General features: G+C 37.6%; 21 protein-coding genes and 2 tRNA genes. 7 read left to right on the top strand and 16 right to left on the bottom strand.

Features of this window, described 5'->3' with window-relative positions:
* Positions 1–36: 36 nt before the first annotated feature.
* Entirely contained in the window at positions 37–939 is a 903-nt protein-coding gene (locus DTOX_RS18115; RefSeq protein ID WP_015759124.1) for a selenium metabolism-associated LysR family transcriptional regulator, read from the bottom strand.
* A 182-nt stretch (positions 940–1,121) separates the two neighbouring features.
* On the opposite strand from DTOX_RS18115, the gene DTOX_RS18110 reads away from it, so the two are divergent.
* From DTOX_RS18110 to DTOX_RS18100, 3 genes are all read left to right on the top strand, one after another.
* Positions 1,122–1,196: transfer RNA gene (locus DTOX_RS18110), tRNA-Arg, on the top strand.
* A 154-nt stretch (positions 1,197–1,350) separates the two neighbouring features.
* Complete coding sequence (locus DTOX_RS18105; protein ID WP_015759123.1) at positions 1,351–1,728, top strand: sirohydrochlorin chelatase; 378 nt, start codon at positions 1,351–1,353, stop codon at positions 1,726–1,728.
* Positions 1,729–1,847: 119 nt separating this feature from the next.
* Positions 1,848–1,922: transfer RNA gene (locus tag DTOX_RS18100), tRNA-Thr, on the top strand.
* 80 nt (positions 1,923–2,002) lie between these two features.
* On the opposite strand, the gene DTOX_RS18095 is transcribed toward DTOX_RS18100, so the two are convergent.
* The 14 genes from DTOX_RS18095 to DTOX_RS18030 all read right to left on the bottom strand — a co-directional run bounded on the left by DTOX_RS18095 (position 2,003) and on the right by DTOX_RS18030 (position 12,435).
* Positions 2,003–3,148, bottom strand: coding sequence for a site-specific integrase (locus DTOX_RS18095; RefSeq protein WP_015759122.1), 1,146 nt, complete (start codon positions 3,146–3,148; stop codon positions 2,003–2,005).
* 3 nt (positions 3,149–3,151) lie between these two features.
* Entirely contained in the window at positions 3,152–3,499 is a 348-nt protein-coding gene (locus DTOX_RS18090; protein ID WP_015759121.1) for a hypothetical protein, read from the bottom strand.
* A 760-nt stretch (positions 3,500–4,259) separates the two neighbouring features.
* Positions 4,260–5,324: an SDH family Clp fold serine proteinase gene (locus DTOX_RS18085; RefSeq protein WP_015759119.1), complete on the bottom strand. Its 1,065-nt coding sequence runs from the start codon at positions 5,322–5,324 to the stop codon at positions 4,260–4,262.
* Between the two features lie 413 nt (positions 5,325–5,737).
* Entirely contained in the window at positions 5,738–6,115 is a 378-nt protein-coding gene (locus tag DTOX_RS18080) for a hypothetical protein (RefSeq protein ID WP_015759118.1), read from the bottom strand.
* On the bottom strand, positions 6,112–6,756 hold the full coding sequence (locus DTOX_RS18075) for a replication-relaxation family protein (protein ID WP_015759117.1): 645 nt from the start codon (positions 6,754–6,756) through the stop codon (positions 6,112–6,114). Before DTOX_RS18075 ends, DTOX_RS18080 begins: the two co-directional genes overlap by 4 nt.
* Entirely contained in the window at positions 6,722–7,822 is a 1,101-nt protein-coding gene (locus DTOX_RS18070; RefSeq protein WP_015759116.1) for an FtsK/SpoIIIE domain-containing protein, read from the bottom strand. Before DTOX_RS18070 ends, DTOX_RS18075 begins: the two co-directional genes overlap by 35 nt.
* A gap of 211 nt (positions 7,823–8,033) precedes the next feature.
* On the bottom strand, positions 8,034–8,429 hold the full coding sequence (locus DTOX_RS21725; RefSeq protein ID WP_015759115.1) for a helix-turn-helix transcriptional regulator: 396 nt from the start codon (positions 8,427–8,429) through the stop codon (positions 8,034–8,036).
* Positions 8,430–8,860: 431 nt separating this feature from the next.
* Positions 8,861–9,082: a hypothetical protein gene (locus tag DTOX_RS18060; protein WP_015759113.1), complete on the bottom strand. Its 222-nt coding sequence runs from the start codon at positions 9,080–9,082 to the stop codon at positions 8,861–8,863.
* A 53-nt stretch (positions 9,083–9,135) separates the two neighbouring features.
* A complete protein-coding gene (locus DTOX_RS18055; RefSeq protein ID WP_042316198.1) occupies positions 9,136–9,375 on the bottom strand; it encodes a hypothetical protein in 240 nt (79 codons plus the stop codon).
* A 567-nt stretch (positions 9,376–9,942) separates the two neighbouring features.
* Positions 9,943–10,446: an IS630 family transposase gene (locus tag DTOX_RS24555; protein WP_242652418.1), complete on the bottom strand. Its 504-nt coding sequence runs from the start codon at positions 10,444–10,446 to the stop codon at positions 9,943–9,945.
* A 19-nt stretch (positions 10,447–10,465) separates the two neighbouring features.
* The gene (locus tag DTOX_RS24550; protein ID WP_042315521.1) at positions 10,466–10,993 is read right to left on the bottom strand and encodes an IS630 family transposase; all 528 of its coding nucleotides are present in this window, start codon (positions 10,991–10,993) and stop codon (positions 10,466–10,468) included.
* 78 nt (positions 10,994–11,071) lie between these two features.
* On the bottom strand, positions 11,072–11,311 hold the full coding sequence (locus tag DTOX_RS18040) for an ImmA/IrrE family metallo-endopeptidase (protein WP_015759111.1): 240 nt from the start codon (positions 11,309–11,311) through the stop codon (positions 11,072–11,074).
* Between the two features lie 246 nt (positions 11,312–11,557).
* A complete protein-coding gene (locus DTOX_RS18035) occupies positions 11,558–12,142 on the bottom strand; it encodes a hypothetical protein (RefSeq protein WP_015759109.1) in 585 nt (194 codons plus the stop codon).
* 104 nt (positions 12,143–12,246) lie between these two features.
* Positions 12,247–12,435, bottom strand: a complete 189-nt coding sequence (locus DTOX_RS18030) for a hypothetical protein (RefSeq protein ID WP_015759108.1) — start codon at positions 12,433–12,435, stop codon at positions 12,247–12,249.
* Between the two features lie 228 nt (positions 12,436–12,663).
* Between DTOX_RS18030 and DTOX_RS18025 the strand changes: the two genes are divergently transcribed.
* From DTOX_RS18025 to DTOX_RS18020, 3 genes are read left to right on the top strand one after another with little or no spacing between them, the layout of a single operon-like run.
* Entirely contained in the window at positions 12,664–12,876 is a 213-nt protein-coding gene (locus DTOX_RS18025; protein ID WP_015759107.1) for a helix-turn-helix domain-containing protein, read from the top strand.
* Between the two features lie 45 nt (positions 12,877–12,921).
* The gene (locus tag DTOX_RS24990; protein ID WP_015759106.1) at positions 12,922–13,056 is read left to right on the top strand and encodes a hypothetical protein; all 135 of its coding nucleotides are present in this window, start codon (positions 12,922–12,924) and stop codon (positions 13,054–13,056) included.
* Positions 13,037–13,507: a hypothetical protein gene (locus DTOX_RS18020; RefSeq protein ID WP_015759105.1), complete on the top strand. Its 471-nt coding sequence runs from the start codon at positions 13,037–13,039 to the stop codon at positions 13,505–13,507. The genes DTOX_RS24990 and DTOX_RS18020 overlap by 20 nt, the downstream gene beginning before the upstream one ends.
* A gap of 177 nt (positions 13,508–13,684) precedes the next feature.
* On the opposite strand, the gene DTOX_RS18015 is transcribed toward DTOX_RS18020, so the two are convergent.
* On the bottom strand, positions 13,685–14,326 hold the full coding sequence (locus DTOX_RS18015; RefSeq protein WP_015759104.1) for a hypothetical protein: 642 nt from the start codon (positions 14,324–14,326) through the stop codon (positions 13,685–13,687).
* Positions 14,327–14,505: 179 nt separating this feature from the next.
* On the opposite strand from DTOX_RS18015, the gene DTOX_RS18010 reads away from it, so the two are divergent.
* Positions 14,506–16,266 (top strand): IS1634 family transposase, encoded by a 1,761-nt coding sequence (locus DTOX_RS18010; RefSeq protein ID WP_015756162.1) that lies wholly within the window; start codon positions 14,506–14,508, stop codon positions 16,264–16,266.
* Positions 16,267–16,326 lie beyond the last annotated feature (60 nt).

The raw sequence follows: 16,326 nt of genomic DNA, 5'->3' as shown, positions 1-16,326 counted from the left end.
GGGCCCAGGGTAGATGTACTTATTGTGGGGCTTTTTTTAAAAACCCTTATTATCGAGTTGGTGAAGAAAGTTGATGAAAGTTTCAGCAGTCCTGTTGAAGTATTTTCTCTTAGGATAAATAATATAAAGATTGCGGTCCAAAACAATATCCTCCAGTCTTAGGACAGCTATGTTTCTCCTATACTCATTTTCCGGTACTGCCCAGTGAGAGACAAAAGAAATACCCATGCCTGCTTCCACTGCTCCGATAATAGATTCAGTGCTGCCAAACTCTGCCGTGATGATTAAATTGTTGACATTAAGTCCCTTTGCCGTGAGTTTTTCCTCAACTGCATGCCTGGTGCCGGAATCACTTTCCCGCCATACCATTTGTTCTCCTGCTAATTCCACTGCCTTAACTGTTTTTCTGGTTGCGAAGGGATGTTCCAGTGGTGTAATTAAAACCAGTTCATCATCACTTAGCTTGATCGAAGCGATTTTATCGTGCAGCACCTTTGTCCCTATTGCACCTAGATGGATTTCGTGTTCCAGTAATTTTTCGATGACCTTGCCGCTGTCGGAGATCTCCAGAACTGTTTTAACCTGAGGGTATTGTTTTTTAAATAAGCCTATGATTTTAGGTAAAATATATTGCCCGGGTATGGTACTGGCCCCTATTACTAAGTTGCCTCTAACTTCGGATATCATTTCATTAATTTCTTTTTCTGCTTGCTGCAGGCTATTTAGTATTATTTTGGCATGCCGGTTAAGCCTGTTTCCTGCTTCGGTAGGCACCATTTTTCTACCCAAACGCTCTAATAGCTTTATTCCGAAATGATCTTCTAAAGAGGCTATTTGTTTGCTAACCGCCGGCTGTGTTATGTTTAGTGCTTTCGCTGCTTTAGAGATACTATTGAATTCAATAACAGTAACGAATGTTTGCAGAAAATTAAAGTTCATTGTTTTCTCCCTTTAGTATAGAGCTTACGAAGAGCCCAGAATAATCAAAACCTAATTTAGTCATATTATATAACTGTTTGTTATAATCATAAAGTATGTTAAGTAATTTTATACAAGAATATTTTTGGCTTGCATTGATAACTGAAATTGGGTATAATATTTTTATGCCTAAAAAGCATTATGCGCCTATAGCTCAGAGGATAGAGCGCCGGCCTCCGGAGCCGGAAGCGCAGGTTCGATTCCTGCTAGGCGCACCACTGAAAGCCGGCCAAACCTTGCAGTTAGGTTGGCATTTGTTTTTTTATGACAAGATAACTTATTAGTATTTCAAATAATCTGTTGAAATATTGTGAAAATTGCTGTATAATTTCCGGAGGATATTTTTAATGTTTACGGGAGGTATTATTAAGAATGAAAAAGGCTGTTGTAATGCTCGGGCACGGCAGCAGGGCTGTTGTGGGAGAAGCTAATGATATAATTATAGAAATTGCTCAACAGGTAAAGGATGTTTTGCAGCAGGACATTTTTGAAGTAGCCTATATGAATCCTAAATCTGGTCGTCAGAATCTGGGGGAAGCTATTGATAAGGTTATGGCCCAAGGTGTTGAAAAGATTATTATAGCACCATTGTTTATTACAAATGGAATGCACATACGTTACGACATACCGGAAGAAATTGAAGAAGCCAAGAAGAAATATCCAAATGTTGAGATTGTCTTTGCCCGTATTATCGGAGCCGATCCGGTTTTAGCAAAACTAATGGCTGATAGGGTTACTGAAGTTCTGTAATAACTATTTGACTAAAAAGTTTCCGGAAAGTGTCGGAAACTTTTATGCCTTAAGGATTACTCATTTCGTTGACTGCTGGATTCAGGTGAGGTATAATAACTGATACATTATCTATGTCTGCTGATGTGGCTCAGCGGTAGAGCAACGCACTCGTAATGCGTAGGTCGAGGGTTCAATTCCCTCCATCAGCTCCAAAGAATATAGAAATGGCAAGGCCCCCGGGGTTGGGGGGCCTTGCCATTAATCTTTTTTAGTGCTATTTGCTAACATTTTGCTAACGACCGATTTTAAGCATATCATCCAGCTTGTTAGCAGCTTGCCGCTGCATACCCGGCATAACGTGACTGTATATATCCATTGTTACTGCTATGGTGCTGTGACCTAATCTTTCTTGTACTATCTTAGGTTGAATGCCGGCCTTTAGTAGTAGGCTTGCATGGGTATGTCTTAGTGCGTGAAAACTTACAAATAATCCGATACGGCTTGCCACTCTTCGGAAGTAACTTGATAACGATGGGGGATTGATCGGCCTACCGTCTTGGAGGGCGCACACAAGGTTATTATCCTGCCAGTTTGAACCTGCAACCAGCTTCCATTTTGTCTGTGTTTTTTTGTGTTCTCTCAATGTTTTTACTACAGTTTGACTAATATCAATATTTCTTTTACTCTTAGCTGTCTTTGGTGCTTTAAATTCCGGGTCATCTGCTTTAACCTGGCAACTTGCTTGCCTTACACTTAAAATGCCGCGGTTTAAGTCGATATCTTTCCATGTTGATCCCAGCACTTCACCTAAGCGCATACCGGTATATATAGCTAGAAAGGTAGGTATGTATAAATAATTGTCTTTAATCTCATTTAGCAACCGGGCAATGTCCTGCTCTGATAAGACAACCATATCTTTCTTTTCTGGTTTCGGAACTTTAACAAGATCTGCCGGGTTCCTACTAATTAACTGCCAGTCAACAGCCTGGTTTAATGCTTTATGCAATACACGGTATTCGTAATTAACACTGGCTGCTGATAAACCGGCTCCAACTGTTTTTTTATTGTCTTGTCGCCCACCTTCCAATTCTTTAGATAAAAACTCCTGTATTTGCAGGGGTTGAAGTTTTGCAAGTGGTATATTACCCAGGGAAGGGATAAGATGTTGCTTTATTATCCCTTCATATCTGCGAGCTGTAGAAGGTGAGAGGTCTGCCTTATGAGTATCAAACCATCTTATTAGGTAATCCTCCAGTGTATCTTTTTTAGGGTTTATATATGTACCTTTTTCAATCTCGTTAATTCTTTGAGCTAGTATTGCCTCAGCTTCTTTTTTAGTTTTAAAACCACTTTCCCACTTTTGCTTTCTTTTCCCGCCCTGATTTATGTCATAAACTATGGAGTATGTTTTACCTCTTTTTACAATACTTCCGCGCATCTATTACACCTCCTGCTGTACCTGTTTAAGTGCATCCAATGTTTGTGAAAGGATATCTTTTACCCGCTTATCCTTAAATCTACTTGTGAGTTTATCAATAGCCTTAACTGCCACTGCTATTTCATCAGATGGAGGCTTTCCTGTTGGTCGCTTTCGGTATAACTCCTCAATATAGAAGGTTAATTGTTCACCATCTGTAACAAACTGCTTCAACTTTTCCTCTGCCTTTTTGGGTGTACTACCTAAATATATATTTTTAGTTTTAGGACCCTTCCTTTGAGGATCATAATAACACTCCTGCAGATAGGCATAGTAATTGCCTGTAATGGGTTTCCATATGATGGATGGCATTATTATCACATCCTTAATCCCTTTTAGTAGATAATCTAACCATATAATAAACCATACGTAAGAAGTAGTCAACTTTTATATTTGACGTGGCGGGGGATGATCGGGAGGATGCAGGACTAATTTTGGGTATAAACAAAACATTAATTTCTCATAAGGGCGTTATAAGGGAAATTAGTCCCGATCCTCCCGTTCCTCCTGCACCTCCACAAACAAATCCCCGATCCCCTTTATGCCCGGCAAAGATGCGCGTAATTAGCAACTTCACAGGCTTAATTCATGCGTCTGTGCGTACGAGTCAGCGAATGGATTAACAATAGATCGTTATATGGTTAAATCCTATCTGTTGAGGATAAGCTTGACTAAAGAATTAATTAATGAGATTCTGAAGAGCGTTGGACTGGAGAGAATTGAGGGGGAGATGAATAAAACCGGAGGCGGGGTGGGCCTTCGGTTTTATTATTAAAATATTTAAATGCCTTATGATGGATACTAATACCCTTGCTTTTAAACTACGGCTATACTGCTATAACCTTAATTTCAATTCTATAGATAGCTCCCATGCTGGGTAAAAACAAATAATAACAAATTTAAGCTGATTACGTATTGAAATTCAATGTATAGATAACTGTAGTATTAGCATAAAATAATTGGCAGTTGTTTACGACATGATATTCGTTTGGTTAGCGCTTTATCCTCACGCTCATTTAATATCTGTCTTACAGAATGCCTAGATTCATTTATTTGGACTGCATGATCATATTCATTCCTCTTGCTCAATGCCTGCTGCTGCTTCACTTTCATGTTCGTTGGTAGTGGTGCAGCTATTTTCAATTGCATCGTCAACACTGATAACATCACCCCTTTCGCAATCTGAATTTTGCTCACCAAATAAAGCAGTGTCACCAGTATCCGCATCTTCCGAAACTTGCAGCTCTGATTCTTCGCCTACAAAGCTACCGATTAATTCTAGATCTTCTCCCCTTTTTGATAGTAACTGATTTATAAGTATGTCGAGAGGCCCATCTGGTTCTAGAAAACAAACTGGTAACCCAAGAAAATATGCTGCCTCATTATAATTTATGACAAATGAATGTGAAGGATACCGATAAACTAACCGATCTGCTAAATATTTTACCTGTTGCTCATTATAAGCATCATTTGTCGTGAGTATGCGTATTGCATATTGAAATCCTACATCAAGTTGTCTTGCTCTTTTCCCCAAAAGAATTGGGTCTATTTGATAATATAGGGGTTCCAGTAAATCTGATACAAACTTACCAGAAAGGGCAAGTGTATCAGGAATATTCATACCACCACTTTTATTCAAAATTAACGCTACTGCATGATCTAAGGTATTAAACGCCTCTTCACGAATACGCATTGTAGCCTGATATTCATCTAAAGCACCTTTTAAACGAACCTCTCCAGGCTCCATAATTTGTGTATCTAATGGACCTAATTCAGCAATTCCTGTCATATAAATCTTTTTTGCAGCCAAACAAACTAACGTACCTGCACTCTTTGCCCAGACAGGTATAACTATTTCAAGGTTATCGCAATAACTTCTTAGAAGTTCAACAAGTTGATAAGCAGCATCAGCATCGCCACCCGAGGAATCAAAAATAAGTATTAACTTATTTCTTTTATACCCCAAAATTACTCTACGTTTTTCATATAGATTATAAACTGAACTATAATCTATTCCACCAAACCAATAAAGCACTTCTGTATCTTGTTGTTCATCTTGTAATGCATCTAGTATTTGCGCTCTAACATCATATAATAATAATTTTAGATCATCCGATAAACCTACTAACCATCCCAATTGATGCACCACCCCAACCAAAGGAAATATATTACAACAACTTAACTTAATAAAATATTCGCTATTTACGAGAAATTTCCTGCAAGCTGTCAAAAAGTAAAAACATCTTATAGTAACTAGGATCGTGTTTCAAAAGCCACGATTTATAATACAACCACAATATATAGGCAAAATATGATATCTATTACTCTATGTTGATGTCTTGAAGTGAAAAAATATTTTTGAAACTGAAACGAAACAATCTTCTAGAGTCTTAGAATGCGTATCCCCATCAATCCCAAACCCTCTCCAACACCCACCTCATCACAATACAAATCACAAATCACCCCCTGCTCCGTAAAACACCGGTACCGGGGCAATTAAAAATAAGGCTTCCAGATAATATTTTGGACAAAAAAATAAACCCTTTCGGGTTAACCTAAGAAATTGGCCACTGTTGTTATAGCCTTAAATGCAGTACCTGCCACAAGACCTATACATGAAAATACAGTAGTTATCTTAATCATGCCTGCTATCTGCCCTTGGCCTACCGCTTGGGCAATGTAACCAGACAGCCAACCGACACAAGCAATAAGCATCATTTGCACGATAACAATGCCGGGCCCGCCCTGCCCGAAGGTAGATAATGCCGCCTTTCCAATGGTTCCCGTACTTGCATGTGCCGGGGATGCACTCATAGCCATAAAAGCACTTGCACAAAATAACTGCAGTTTACTACCCTTTTCCGGGGTCATCATGGCCCTGGAGATAAAATTATTCTTTGGGCTAACATAAAACCCTGTGATTGTCAAAGCAATCCCTCCTTAATATCACTTAAAAGCATAAGCTTAAATTCCAGTCCTGCTGTGTTCTCATTTTCTATTCGCTGCCGGATATGTACCGCCCTTTTGGTTGAGGTGGTGGTCACCAGGATAGTAGGGAACCGGTCCGTTAACTTTGCCCACCACCGACCGGCATAACCTTCATCCTGGTATAACCTGTTATACTTCCTCACTTTATCAAAATCGTTCTGGCTCCGGTCTAACTCTACAAAGTTAAACTTAAACTTGCCGGTTACAGTGTTCCTAATCCCGGCAAAGGCATCCGCTTGCAGCAGCTTATAATTAGCCTCATAACTAAAGCAGTGAATTTGCTCCCATGCCTTTAAGCCAGCCATAAACCACACGTAAACCCAATTTAATGCTAACAGGTGTTCTAATCGCCCGTTCTTTTTGCCGGTAAAATAACAATAAGGCTCTGTCAATGCAACCCTGCATCTTTTCACCCTCCCGCTTTTATATAGCTTAAATAATCTCTCCTGTGCCTTTCTGCGGCCTGCAGCTAAGTCTTTAAACAGCAGTGCAGTTATCTGGTCAGTATCAAGTGCTTTTCTGCTCTCTATAGCCTCCAAAATGGCTTTATCGCGGTAATAACCTTTTTGCCTGGTATTCATAATTCCACGCCCTCACGGGGTTTTTATTCAATATTGCCTTTGCTTGTTTGAGAGGTAAAAACATAGTCTGTACTTCTTTTTCCTCAATACCGAATTTGAATATTGCTCTTCCTTTTATGCCGGGTAAGTGAGCAGCCAGGGGACAGGATTCTCCGAGCACCATACGGGAGTTTAACTCATCTGCAACCTGAAAGCACAACCGGGCCTGAAACATTGCTCTGGTATCACCAGGGAGAACCTTCGTTGACGGTCTTTGAGTGGCAGCAACTACCGATATACCAACAGCACGGGCTAAACGGGTTATTCTGTCAACCAGTTCCATTGTTCTGTCGTCCTTAAGTTCGGCTAACTCGTCAATTATGGCAATAATATAAGGCATATCTTCCCCCTGGTAATCCTGTACCTTCACGACACCGGCAGCTTCCAGGATACCTATTCTCCTTTCCATCTCCCGGTTAAGTGATTCCATCAATGCTAGGGCTTCCGCTTCCGTCCGGGCTAATGCCGCATGACTCCCAAGGTAGGCAAATTCCAGCCGCTTAAGGTCAATAATTGCTACCAGTGCTTTAGATAACAGGGAGTGAATAAGAACATGCAGGAAATTACTTTTTCCAAAGCCAGGAACACCGGCAATGAGCAGGTGGGGACTGTCGGTAAGGTTAAACAATACGGGCCCTCCATGGCTAACACCGACCGGTGCCGGTAAGGACATTTTTGTATATTCCTCCGGCTCCCAACAATAAGGCAGTCTTTGTGGTAATCTGCCTGTATGAATAGTCATTTGCAACGCTCCATTCCAAGTTAAATCAATCAACCCGTTAGCGGCATCCTGAAAATACTCCCGGTACCGTTTAACCCGATTAAAGCTAATTCCCGGGGGCAGGTTAAAGATTAAATGCCACCCGTTTGTAGTTCGCTTTTTGCCACATAAAATCGGCTTCCTGCCATCTTTAGCGGTTAGGTTTAGATTGTCGATGGTATCAAGTATTAGTCCAGGAACCTTGTTATCCAGGTAGATTGTTTTGTTGATCAGTGGTATTTTAAGCTGTTCAATTTTACGTCCCATAATCTCTATGCCTTGCCGATGCCGGAACATGGCCCGGAACGTTTTGCCTATGTCCTGGAAGGCTTCTTCAAGAATGTTCTCTTTGTTGCTGATAGGAGATCACCTCCCTGTTAGTATGAATACCTACCACATGAAATGTTTTTATACTTTTATTCGGGTCAACTTGTCCAATATTCAACAAAAATAAAACCTGTTAGCAGGTAAGTTGTTCCTACTCTACAGGTTCAAGAAAAAATAAATCTGTAAATTTTTCAGGGGGATAATTTAGTGACTGTAGCAAAATAAGTGCAAGTTTAACTGAAGGATCATAACAACCTCGAAATATTTGTCCTATGTATGATCTATTTACCCCTATTTCCTGAGCTATTTTAGATTGTGTTTTACCGGATAAAGTTAAAGCTTGCTTTAAATTGTTTCTAAGTATCACTTTGTCTTTTTGCAGAACCGGCTTATTATCTTGCCTTAAGTATGGATTAAGCCACTCTTTCAAAACTCCGTTAAGAAAAACCTCTCTTGTCAATGCGGGACAAATTTTATTTGCCTTCTGATAAATAATTTCGAGTGAGTCTCTTACATCATTGGACAATCCCAAGTCATTAAAATTCATAAGCAAGACCTCCAAAACTGTCAGGTATATATAACACCCGGTATGTAAATAATACATTTCTGAGGTGAATAATATGCTTGGTATTATCTTTAACACATCAAATAAAGACTATGGCAATAAGAACATAAATACTGACAAAGCAGCAGAACATATAGTAAAGATTACCCAAAACTCCATTAAGAACAGCCAACAAAAAAAATAGCATATCGTCTGTAAAATATAAAAACCTTTCCAAGACCATAATGGTCTTAGAAAGGTTTAAAGATATACTTAATAACGATTAGCAATATCAGACCTAATTCTAATAAAAGGGTGTATGTTAAACATACACCCTTTGGGAATGCAAGAAATATGATACAGGACTTTAAGATTTACCGTGTAAAAAGGACTTTTGGTTAAATGTTGCAATTTTTAAAAGTCATAATAATATTCTAATCATCGTTTTCTTGATTTTGTTTCTGTGCTTTAGCTTTCTCAACCTCCTCAATAACCATTCTGGCTAATGCTCCCCCGGTAATCTTGCTAACTCTGGCCCATTTTGCAGCTATATCAGGATGATTTTTAAGTTCTTTATGCAGATATTCCCTGGCTGCTGCAAGTCCCTCAGGAGTTGAATCAAATGTAGGTATTTCTTTTTCTGGATTATCACTCATACTTATGCCTCCTGGCTTATTGCCTGGGTTAATTCACCGACAACATCTTCATTTCAACGAATCTGGTATCCACTATGATTATTCCAAACAAAAGGAAATTCTTGCTGAGGTATATCGCTGTCCATAATGCGGCCAAGTGTTTCTATAGCCCATACCTGAAAATCGACGATGGTTTGACGCTTACTCTCGTCCCTGATGCGACTAAAGTCCATTTTCATTAATAGGCCGATAACACCATCACGATTAAGACAAACCATTTCACGAAGCCCTGCTTCCATGGTTATCATAACCATGGAAGCAAATCTACCTAAAACTGCCTCATTTCTTTTTAATAGCTGGTGAAGTGCGCTCCGGTCATACTCAATTCTTTCATAATACAGATAAATCTCTGCTGTTTTGAATTACTCCAACTTCCATGACCATAACGGTCATGGAACTAAATCTACCTAAAACTTTTTCATTACGCTTAAATAATCGAGGCAATACTGACTTATCATATTCTTGTAAGGAGTTGGTCTGGTGCACACCTTAACCATAATATATTATTTACTTCTTCATAAATTTTATTAACAGTACAGTTTCTTTATTTAACATTAGACTATCTCTCCAAAATTAATAAATACCGGCCTATTCAATCTAGCCTAACTTCGATAAATGGGTAAAGTTAATTTTAAAGCTGCTGTATGGTTATCATTCATCCATACCCCTTTCTTGATAAAAGAAATTAACCTCTCGGCAAATCGATCAGCCTCTTCTTCTTTCTGAATCCGGTACTTAAAATCAGTATTGTATAAACTGGCCCAAATATTAGTTGCCATCTCATTTCTATATAGAACCGAAATAATAAATATCGTTATAAATTAAACGCAAAGTCTCTTTTTCACATCTTCCGAACAGCATTTGATTTCCTCTAAAAACGAGTCAACAGATTTTTGAATTTCTGAAGCATTTTTATGAAAGCGATTATAAATAGCTGTATTTTTTAACCATTTCCATAACTCTTCTATGCAATTCAGATTGGGTGAGTAGGGTGGAAGAAATTTCAAAAACAGATGATCCTTATGCTCGTCTAAAAAGTCTTTAAGTAATTTTGCATGATGAACTCTTGCATTATCAAGAACAATGTAAATTTTAGAAATGTCATCTTTTAAAAAATGTGATACCAATTTTTTAAGAAAATCTTTGAATTTTTCTGCATTGATTTTGTCATAATTTACACAAAAAACTTTACCCGTATAGTAGTTTAAAGCACCGTATAATGTAACTTTTGCATGGTGTCCATAGGTCTTAATCTTTTTTTGCTCACCTTTTGGGAACCATGCTCGTTGTAAACCTTGATAGTCCCTAATGTGAGATGCATCCACATATAGGAGTATTTCACATTCAGTGAGATTTTTTTAACTCTTCCAGCTCATCTTGAAAAGCTTTTTGCTTTTCCGGATCAGCTTTGGCTAATACATAAGTGGGACGATTATAACGAAAATCCATCTTAAGAAGCATGCGCCAAACACCATCTGATGTATATTTAATGCCGTATGTATCATGAATGTAAGCAGCGAGGGTTTTACAATTCCAAGTAGTATGGGTACTAAAACCAACCTCTGATGGTGATTTTTTCAGTACCTCTTTGACCTCTTCTTTTTGTTCATTGGTTAGCCTTGGCGGTCTTCCCGGTTTTTTTGATACATGAAGCAGTTTTTCAACTCCACCTTCATTAAAGTAAGCAACGTATTTTCTTATGGTTTGTTCACTTATATCAAGATATTCGGCAATCTGCTTTGCTTGTCTCCCTTTCATGACAAGAATGACAGCTTGAACTCTGCATCTTAGTTTATATGGTGTTTCTCTTTTTATCTTATTCAAATCCTCAATGGTTAAATTTTGTGGATTGTTTAAATGCAATTTCCTCATGGTAATAATACCCCTCCCCACACTTGATTCTATTTTACAGGATAGGAGTAAAAATTACCATTACTTTATTAATCGTTTCTATATATGCAATGCATAATGCCCTAACTCGTGGGCTAATGTGAATATCTTTTGTTCTATTGTACGGTACTTATTTAATATTATTATATAACAATCTTGATTCTCATACCTGACTAGAAAACCATTATATAATTTTTCATCCTCAGTAAAATATTCTTCAATTACCGCAATACAACGCTTGCAGGCAAGTTTCAATAATGCACCATAAACAGATTCTTTTACCGATAATGCACATGCCATAAAAGCACCTCCAGAGTAAATTGTTTACTTACACAGTGAGACTGGATAATATCAATAACCGCCCTTTGGGGTAGTCGTGTAAGGGTATTCGTATTGTGAAGACCCCTTTGGGTAGTGTGTATCAGGAAAGGGAGCCGTCAAGCTAAACCCTTTTCTGATTTTGTTTGTAATCCGGTATAATCATTGTCCTGTATTCTTGATATCTGCCTCATTTTCAAGTGCATAGCAAACCAGGCTACCACCGTTTTAAATGACCTCATTATGATCTAATGGTATACGTTTTACAGCATTTTCAATAATCTCAGGTTGATCAATCACCGTTTCAATACCACTTCTAAGACCTAGTAAAAATACTTCATAAAACTGCAATCTTTCTAATTTTCTAGCTGCATCTATGGTTTCGCGCAATAATTTAATATCAATACCTTGATTATCAAGAATTTTAGCAAGACTATTAAATTTTCCCACATAGCCATCGTAACTTTCATCAAATAAAGAGTGATTGGTAGCTGGGAATCCTCTATTTAAGACTTTCTCAAGATAGGGGTAACGTTTTTCTGTATTTGCTATATTGCTACTTCTAAATACAACCGGTACAGGTTTTAGAAGATATCGCACTTCCGGTTTATTTGCCAGTGTGTTAACTTCCAAATGGAACTTTTGAAGATTTTCCTCCGTGGGCTCTATCCCACGGTCAATAAGAATACGGCTATGGATTATTCTCCATTGGTTATTCCAGCTTTCTGCCGTGTTAATATATAGTTGGTGAGCATATTTCTTTAATAATTTATTTTTAGTACACCACAGTTTAAAGGATCTTGAAATATCCATAAAGCACCTCCAGGGTTATTTATTTACTTAAACAGTGAGACTGGCTATAATATCAATAACCGCCCTTTAGGGTTGTTGAGTAATAAGGAAAGGGAGCCGCCAAGCTAAGCCCTTTCCTTATTTCGTTTGTAATCCGGTATAATCATTGCCCGGTATTCTTGATAAATTTCTGCTTCATTTTCAATGTCTAGATAAGCTACAGTTGCAAACCAAGCTGATATTGCGCCTAAAGCATGTCCTTGATACCATTCAATGTTGCATTTAGCCTTTGCCCAGTCAGTGGCTTGCATCATAATGCAGTTGTGTAGGCTTTGCAGGAGTCTTTCCTGCTGAGTATTAGTTAACGTTGCTCACACCTCCTTACATACAAACTATTCATGTTTGTAAATATAAAATTTGTATATGTAAAATATATTAATGCAAGTACAAAGCAATGTCAAATATAAGTTTTGTGTTTGCAAAAAAATATTTTACAAATGTGAATTTTATAGATATACTTGTAAGTAAAGGGGGATAAATTAATGTTTTCATATAAACCGTTACTTAAGCTAATGATTGATCGTGATGTAAAACTAACGGATATCGGCCTTTCTTCAGCTACAAGAGCAAAGATTAATAAAAACGAATATGTTTCTATGGAAGTTTTAGATAGGATCTGCAGCTTTTTTAACTGCCAACCAGGAGACATATTAGAGCATATCCCGAACAATGAGAACAAAAAATTGCCTGGCTAATTAAATGGACCAGGCAATTTTATTTTAAGAAGGGGTTGAGAATTAATGGAAAATACTTATCAAGAAAAATACATTCAGTGGTTAACCAAAGAAGCTACTGAAGCGGAAAAAGCACTTCAAAGCAAAGCCTTCCAGTTTGAGAGTGATTTTTTTTACAGATATGACGCTGAAAGAATATGAAGAGGATCTTGCTTCTGTTCAAAATGAAATAACAGGAGAAAAAATGTTGACTGAAATTATTTGTATTGACTTACATTGTTGGCGGTATATCATCAAGGATTTAGATGGTTTTGATGGTATTTGCATATCTGATGAAAAATTAATTGAAATGGATACTAAAAAGAAAGATGATGATATAACTTTATTGCATGAAATGACCCATGCGTATGAAGGTATGATGCCTGAAACTTACCGGCAATATGTTGCAGTAAGACTTTTTCAAAAGCTACAACATAAAATACCTAATTTGATTTCGTTAATTTCAGCAGATTTACATACTGTCTCTCATGTGGCTTTTCATAGTCCACTCTTTACTCTAAAAGCACTTGATTTGGACATTGGATTAGGATTGCCGCTGGGGACGGTCTATTCTTATGAAAAGAAAGATTTCTATCTTAATATCACCGAATAAATTAACCTAATTATCCATAGAAAACATTAAAGAATAATAGTAAATTATTATAAATAACTGTTGATTATTAGATAATTCAGTAATACTAATATTCACCGGATAGTTGTTAATCGGATATTATAAGAAAATTTAAGGTAGGGCCACCATAACCTTACCTTAAATTTTAAAATCTAATCATTAACGCTTCATGGTTTCAAGTTTTCTTATCGTATCTCCGTATGTTTCCTCATAATAAACTAATGCTTTCTTTAAATCCAATACTTCATCCTTATTAAGATACTTAATAAATTGAACCTGTTCTTCTTTATTTAAACCATAAAGAGGATGTGACATTTTAAAGGATTGTATTAATCCTTTTACTGTTCCATTCTCTTGAGCATATTCATTTAAATAATACTTCATGGCTTCATTATCTTTATATCTAACCGCAAGCTTAAAATTATATAAATAATCGGTTTTTATTGATTCACCAGAACCACTGCCTTTACCAAGCATTTTTCTCCTAAAGTTATCTTTCATATCCAGAGTGGCATAATAAGCAATTTGCTTGGGATCCGTGTTGTAATATAATAAATCGCCAAAAGATTCATAATATGGTCTAGAAGGTAGGCCTGCAAATAGCTTATATTCATCATCTAAACTAAGACCTTGGAATACATTTAACCATCTATCCCGTATTGTTTGAGGTTTATAAATATTAGGAAATATTTTTTTACCCATCATAGATTCAATGGGTATTTTGGCAAATGGAGTTATACCTTGCACGAATTTATTGCTGAAATTCTTTGCGGTATCAAGAGCATATTCCTTAATAGTCATTTTCCCATTTAACCCGGACTTTGGCGCAAATATTTTCCAACCCCAGCTATATCAAGGCTTACACGGCACTAATAATAAAAATGTAGTAGCGAATATTTTTATGAATACACCAATAAAACCTTGATATATACTGGATTTCTGATAGAATTATAGTAGTCGCGAACAAATTGGAGGCTACGATGTTTCTCAAGAAATCCGTTAAGACAGTCAAAGGGAAAAAATACTCCCATTATAGTATAGTCGAATCATTTAGAGACAACGGTAAAGTTAAACACCGCTTAATTTTTGCAATTGGCCCTCTTGATGATGAAGCAGCCGATCGGTTACGCTTAACGCTTAATGCCCACTCTAACCAAGATCTTGTTGTGGCCAAATCTGATGATATTGTTGTCACAAAGCATGGAGCATATTTAGATGTAGCTGTTCTGGTTCATATCTGGCAACAATGGCAGTTTCACGAGTTCTTTCAGGATGACCGCTGGGTTACAGGTATGGTAATTAACCGTTGTATTGACCCGGTTGCGAAATGCAATGTGCAGGAGTGGATGACCAAAACAGTACTGCCTGCCTATATAGATACAGATCCATTGTCAATGAATGCATTTGATATCTTTCGAGAACTAGACCGACTATGCCAGCGAGAAACCGAGCTACAGTCATATATGTTTCGTAAAATTCAAGAAAAGCGACCAAATAGCCTGGATGTGTTTTTTTATGATATTACCTCTACATATGTAACAGGAAGTCGCTGCGTACTTACTAAGTTTGGCTACTCGCGGGATCACCGTCCCGATTGCGAACAAATTGTTATTGCTTTGATGATTACCCCGGATGGTTACCCTTTTTATTGGAAGTTGCTGGAGGGTAATACTCAGGATGTTTCCACAGTTTGCGACTTAATCCAAAACGTCAAGACTTGTTTTCCCATACAACACTGCACCATGGTTTTTGACCGAGGTATGGTATCTGCTGATAACCTTAAAACATTAGAGAAAACAAATTGGGATTATGTTTCGGCAATGGACAGGGACGAGATTAACGTATTATCATTTTTCGAAACAGCATTGCCAACCCCTCCTATGCCGGAGGACTGGGAACAAGTCTTGGCGATGCAGGAATTTCAACCAATAGATGATGACATATTGTATTACCGAGAATTTGAAGATGATAATCGGCGATACATTATAACTTTTGACGTGGCACGTTTTCTTGATGAGCACCAAATACAAAGAAATAAGGTAGAACAAATTAATAGGTGGCTAATCAAAAAAAATGGGGATTTGAAACAAGCCAAAAAATCAAGAAATCGTGACACTCTTGAGCGAGAAATCAGCAAAATCTCGAAACGGTTTCATGTTCATAAATATTTGTCCGTTCAGATTACGCCCTGTTCTCGTACCGTTACAACTAAAACTGGTAAATCTCGTACTGTTGAATCATTTCAGCTTTCAGATACTATTGACAACACTGCTTTGCAGAAAGAACAACGTTTGTATGGAATCACATGTTTTATCTCCAATATTACCCAAGAGCGTATATCTGCTCAGGAAATAGTACAGTGGTATCGACGGAAAAATAAAATTGAAGAAGCCTTTAGGGAGATAAAATCACATCTTGAATTACGTCCAATTTATTTAACCAGGGAGAAAAGAGTAAGGGCCCATGTTGCTGTTTGCATGCTAGCCTATTTTCTGAGAAATGATATTGAGCTCCAACTTAAGGAGCACGGAATTTCCAATTCAACTGAGACGGTTTTAGCCTTATTAGCTGAGTGCAAGGCTAATCGCTGGGTCTTTGATAAATCGGAGGCAAAGACACACTTAAATATCACAAAGGTCTCCGAAAAGCAACAACAAATATTAAAAGCGCTTGGATGTGAATCAATTGTGGACGTAAAGCATGTTAAAAACATTTTACAAAAGGCCGAAAATTGGCTGTAGTAGCGAACGCATTTTTTTAAGAGTACCTTAGCCCTTGCTACGACTGCATTTGGAAAAATC

The sequence above is a fragment of the Desulfofarcimen acetoxidans DSM 771 genome (genome assembly GCF_000024205.1).
Classification (GTDB): domain Bacteria; phylum Bacillota; class Desulfotomaculia; order Desulfotomaculales; family Desulfofarciminaceae; genus Desulfofarcimen; species Desulfofarcimen acetoxidans.
This window is presented reverse-complemented; position numbering and strand designations above follow the sequence as displayed.